The 4,748-nt window shown below is 53.0% G+C and carries 6 protein-coding genes and 1 pseudogene; 3 read left to right on the top strand and 4 right to left on the bottom strand.

All coding sequences use genetic code 11. The features are described 5' to 3' along the window. A partial coding sequence (locus tag BP822_RS06960; RefSeq protein WP_349681848.1) for a glutamine-hydrolyzing GMP synthase subunit GuaA occupies positions 1-694 on the bottom strand: 694 nt, incomplete at its 3' end. A 165-nt stretch (positions 695-859) separates the two neighbouring features. Here BP822_RS06960 and BP822_RS06955 point away from each other — a divergent pair. After that, the gene (locus BP822_RS06955) at positions 860-2,125 is read left to right on the top strand and encodes a methanogenesis marker 16 metalloprotein (RefSeq protein WP_286878037.1); all 1,266 of its coding nucleotides are present in this window, start codon (positions 860-862) and stop codon (positions 2,123-2,125) included. 90 nt (positions 2,126-2,215) lie between these two features. Here BP822_RS06955 and BP822_RS06950 read toward each other — a convergent pair whose 3' ends face one another. Further along, positions 2,216-2,860 (bottom strand): acylphosphatase, encoded by a 645-nt coding sequence (locus tag BP822_RS06950; protein ID WP_013718368.1) that lies wholly within the window; start codon positions 2,858-2,860, stop codon positions 2,216-2,218. A 90-nt stretch (positions 2,861-2,950) separates the two neighbouring features. Next, positions 2,951-3,229: pseudogene (locus tag BP822_RS06945) on the bottom strand (ABC transporter permease); the annotation flags it as partial. Between BP822_RS06945 and BP822_RS06940 the strand changes: the two are divergent. Both BP822_RS06940 and BP822_RS06935 read left to right on the top strand, forming a co-directional pair. After that, complete coding sequence (locus BP822_RS06940) at positions 3,215-3,412, top strand: hypothetical protein (protein WP_048131688.1); 198 nt, start codon at positions 3,215-3,217, stop codon at positions 3,410-3,412. The pseudogene BP822_RS06945 and the gene BP822_RS06940 overlap by 15 nt on opposite strands. A gap of 173 nt (positions 3,413-3,585) precedes the next feature. Continuing rightward, complete coding sequence (locus BP822_RS06935; protein ID WP_013718366.1) at positions 3,586-4,098, top strand: DNA polymerase ligase N-terminal domain-containing protein; 513 nt, start codon at positions 3,586-3,588, stop codon at positions 4,096-4,098. Between the two features lie 62 nt (positions 4,099-4,160). Here the strand turns inward: BP822_RS06935 and BP822_RS06930 are convergent, their stop codons facing one another. Then, the gene (locus BP822_RS06930; RefSeq protein WP_013718365.1) at positions 4,161-4,352 is read right to left on the bottom strand and encodes a hypothetical protein; all 192 of its coding nucleotides are present in this window, start codon (positions 4,350-4,352) and stop codon (positions 4,161-4,163) included. Between the last annotated feature and the right edge of the window lie 396 nt (positions 4,353-4,748).

Genomic DNA, 4,748 nt, shown 5'->3' with positions numbered 1-4,748 from the left:
TTCCCAGGATGGCGGCAAATGCCTGCCAGGGAGAAAACTCTTCCACCTCCTCCTCAACAATGGCGTTCGCCTTTCTGACCACATCCAGCTTGTCCCGAGTGACCTCTCCTACGATCCTGACCGACAGCCCAGGACCGGGAAAAGGCATCCTTTCGCTGATCTCAGGGGAGAGGCTCAGAGCCCTTGCCACCTGGCGAACCTCGTCCTTGTACAGGTCGCGCAGAGGCTCAACTATGTTCTTGAACTCGATCCGGCTGGGGAGGCCTCCTACATTGTGGTGGGCTTTGATGCCTCCGTCCGATTCGATTCTGTCTGGATAGATGGTGCCCTGAATGAGGCAATCGCCGCCGATCCTGCGCGCCTCTTCCTCGAAGACCCGGATGAATGTCTCTCCCACCACCATCCTCTTCTCTTCAGGATCAACAACCCCTTTAAGAGCCTCTAGAAATCGGTCCTGGGCATTGACCCGCACCAGGCCCAGATCCTTGAATAGCTCCTCAATTCGATCGGACTCAGACTGCCTCATCAGCCCGGAGTCCACATAGACAGGAACCAGCCGGTCACCCAATGCCCGATGAGCAAGCATAGCGCATACCGAGCTGTCTACACCCCCAGATAAACCGATAATAGCGCGACCCTTAATATCGCGCTTGATCTCTGCAATGGCGTTCTCAATGAAACGCTCCGCATTCATGGCCATGATTAGCATGCCCGAGTACCAAGATTTGAGGTTTACGGTGACGACATCTCCTCTCGCGATCATCACCCAGACTATGGCAGAATGTGGGCGGGCAATGCTTTCAGATGATCTCAATATAGATCGCAGCTGCTTTATGCTGATGGGCTGAATGCGATAGCCATGAGCCGAACTGTGGAGGACATAAAAAGGAGTATTAAGAGCGGAAAGGCAACAGTTCTCACCCAGCAGGAGATCTCTGAGATGGTAGAAGAGAAAGGAGAGATCGGCCTGAAGGATGTGGACGTTGTCACCACCGCCACCCGGGCGATAATGAGCGGCACCTATGCTGTGCTCTCCTTTCCCCTGGCAGCCCCTGGCTCATTCATCCGCGCCAGCAGCGCCAGGATCAACGGCGTTCCTGCCTATCCAGGGCCGTGTCCCAATGAGCGACTGGGTATCATCGATCTGATGGTCTACGGCACCGCGCACAGCATACGCCAGCCGGATTACGGGGGAGGACACCTTTTAAGGGAGCTGGTGGAAGGAAAGGATGTCCTGGTGGAGGTTCTGGCAGAAAATGGAGACCTCCTGGAAAAGGACATCTGCCTGGATGAGATCCCCTATGCCCGCATATTCTCCACTCGCAATGCCTTCAAGAACTATGTGGCCTTCGTCAATCCCAAAGGCCTCCCCCTGAAGACCATCTTCAGCAGGCTGGAGTTTCCGCCTCATTTTGCCGCAGCCACGGTCTCTGGATGCGGCCAGATCAATCCCATCAAGAATGATCCCCACCTGGAAACTATTGGCATTGGAACCCGCATTCTCATCAATGGAGCGCAGGGATTTGTGATGGGGACGGGGACCCGCTCCATGCCCACCAGGCCTAACCTCCTCGGGATGGCGGACATGCGCCATATGGACCCGGAGTACATGGGCGGATTTGCGACCTCAGCCGGCCCGGAGTGCATAGGTTCCTGGGCGGTGCCAATCCCTGTGCTGAATGAATACATCTTAAGGAGCATACTGCTTCAGGATAGGAACATCCCTCTCACCATAATGGATGTGAATGTACGCCAGAAGATCGGCAAGTCGACTTACGGAGATGTCTGGGATTCCGTCGACCTGGAGGTACAGTTCGATCCGGAAAGGTGCAAAGGCTGCACCAGGTGCACTGCAGCGCCAGCCTGTCCCATGAATGCGATAAGCATCGAGGATGGTCGGGTTTTGCGCGATAAAACAAAGTGCTTCAACTGCGGCCTGTGCGTCTCCCAGTGCAGCGGCGGGGCATTCCAGGGGAGGCTGGGGGCCATCCGCCTGGGGGAGAGGACAATTCCCATTCAGCTCCGCCAATCGGATAGAGCAAGGGCGATGGGGTTAGCAAAAAGGCTGAAAGAGGAGATTCTGAATGGATCCTTTAGAATTACCGAGATGGTGGAACGATTGTGAGGGCGAGCAGATGCCCGGGTTCACTTCATCCCCAACCTGAAGAAGGGGTATTCGTGACCCCTCCGCGCTCCCTATGTATTAAATTCTAGTTTACTGCATGCCCAGGCGTTCCTTTATCGCCCGGACATCGGCCTGTACCTGCCTGAAGTTGTTCGCATATCCAGGCTGGATGTCATCCCTCAAGCCCTTGATCTCACCCAAGACATGAGGAATAGCGTCTGTATTTGCCTTTATCTGAGGTATGGCATCCGTATTTGCCTTTATTTGAGGTATGGCATCTGTGTTTGCCTTTATCTGAGGAATAGCATCTGTGTTTGCCTTTATCTGAGGTATGGCATCTGTATTTTCCTTTATCTGAGGTATCAAGTCGGTGTTCTTTCGCACTGCTCTCAAGTCATCTCTCATATCAAGCAGCACAGGGATGGCTTTATTCAACTGGATCGTAGCGCAGAACTGAGCATACTCTCCTATCCTCATGACCTCTCCCTGAAAGTCATCAAAGACAATATTTGACACCTCGGAACGGGCGGGACGCTCTGTTTCAATCTGAGCGCAGAAGGCTTTAATCGCCTCCTCATCGCCATCAGCAAAGGCTAGGACTGCCTGGCCCTCGCTGCTTCTCATATTGTGAGCCTCAAACATCCTGATCCTATTGGACATGGCAATGCCTAACAGGAAGTAACGGTAGCCAACGTCATTAACCTTCGGACCAGTGATTGTGATCTTGAGCTTCATCTAAGTCTAAAATAGGTTCGCCTGAGAGAAAAGGATTTGGGTTGAATTCGGCAGTATTGCATTACCCTCGCATCTCGTCGCCATTCCTCCAGACTTGGAGTCAATGGCGTCCCTCAGTCCGTCGCCAAGAAGGTTGAAGGCCAGCACTGTGATCATAATAGCTATGCCGGGGATGAATATCAGGTAGGGCGCAGAAAATATCAGCCCCTGGGAATCGCTGAGCATCGAGCCCCACTCTGCAGTGGGCGGCTGGGCTCCCAGACTCAGGAATCCCAGGCCGGCTAGGGAGAGGATCGCTCCGGCCATGTTCAGGGTCGCCAGCAACACAATCGGCGAGACTACATTGGGCAGGATGTGTTTTATAAGGATATATCAATCCGAGGCGCCCTGGCCAAGGAGCACTGCCGGGCCCTGGAGATCCTGGAAAGCAACATCGTCGAAGAGGAGATCCCCGATGCTGGCATAAATAAGGGGGATCTATTCCTCAAGATGAGGGCCCCCTCCGGGCACGGCCTGAATGTGGGTGATGAGCTGGCGCTGGATAAACAATAATCGCATGAAGCATTGAGCCACTGAAAGCGCACAAGGATCATAGAGGACTCCAATCAAAAGCCCCCTCGGATAGTGAGTAGATAGAATTTATACATCTGCAAAGCATGCATCTGAAAGGGTTGATGCTGGTGCTCCTCTGCTGGCACTGCTCAAACTATAATGGAAGGATTCCTATGAACCCCGATGCGCTTAAAAGCTATCAAGAGAAGAGGAACTTCGCTGTTACCTCTGAGCCCAATCCTCCAAAGATCGCCGATAAGAGAGCGAATTCGGGCAGCCAGATCTTTGTGGTGCAAGAGCACCATTCCCGCCAGTTGCACTACGACTTTCGGCTGGAGGTAGATGGGGTTTTGAAATCCTGGGCCGTTCCCAAGGGCCCCTCCATGAATCCAAAGGACAAACGCCTGGCAGTCCAGACCGAGGACCATCCGATTGAATACGCCTCGTTTGAGGGCACTATTCCCGAGGGCGAGTACGGTGCAGGAACAGTGGCCATCTGGGATCGGGGCATATACCAGAACCTTTCAAATAAGGATGGCCAGGAAATCTCCCTCTCCCAGGCCCTGAAAGGCGGCCATGCCTCATTCTGGCTAAAGGGCAAAAGGCTGCAGGGCGGCTTCGCCCTCACCAGGACCCCACGCGGCTGGCTCCTGGTCAAGATGCGGGATGAGAAGGCGGAATCATAGGAAGATCTCCTCCACAAAAAGCCCGAAAGAGCACTCCACAGAAAGATAAAAAAGACATTAATTTATCCAGAACGGCCCAGGGCCTTCTTTCCCTCTTCAATCAGCTCCTTTACCTTCTGGCCGCCCATATGGCCGATCTTTTCATAAAACTCCCTGCCATGGGTCTCGGCAGTCTTCATACCCCCTTTTCTCCCCGCCTCCTGCACTGTCATCCTGCCCTTTCCTTTCTTTTCCCTTCTCTCTTTCTCTTCCAACAGAACATACCTCCGCTCATTTGACTGCAGGACGGGATCTTCCTTCCTGCTCTGGGCGCTTTTCTCTATCTTTGCGACAATTCACTCATCATGAACTTCTTTAAATATTTATGTTTTGGTCGAAAGTCATGCACATGAGGCAATAAATCAAACTGGCTCCTCGCTATGTAGCATGGGGGAACTTGAATCGCGAATTCTCTGTATTCTTTTGCCCCTGTGGTGAACCGCTATGCTCTGACCCAACCACAGAGGAACAGAGTTATAACCGCTGCCGTACCTCACCCAAATAATTCAGCGAAGAGCCATAAACCACAAAGCGCACAAAGGAGACAAAGACCGCACCAAAGGATTATTGGGCTATCAAGAACTGGATTACCTTTGCGAGGCCTTTGTGAT

This window comes from Methanosaeta sp. UBA458 (assembly GCF_002496085.1).
In the GTDB taxonomy this organism is placed as follows: Archaea; Halobacteriota; Methanosarcinia; order Methanotrichales; family Methanotrichaceae; genus Methanothrix; species Methanothrix soehngenii.
Note: the sequence above shows the minus strand (reverse complement) of the source record. Positions and strands in the feature narration are given on the sequence as shown.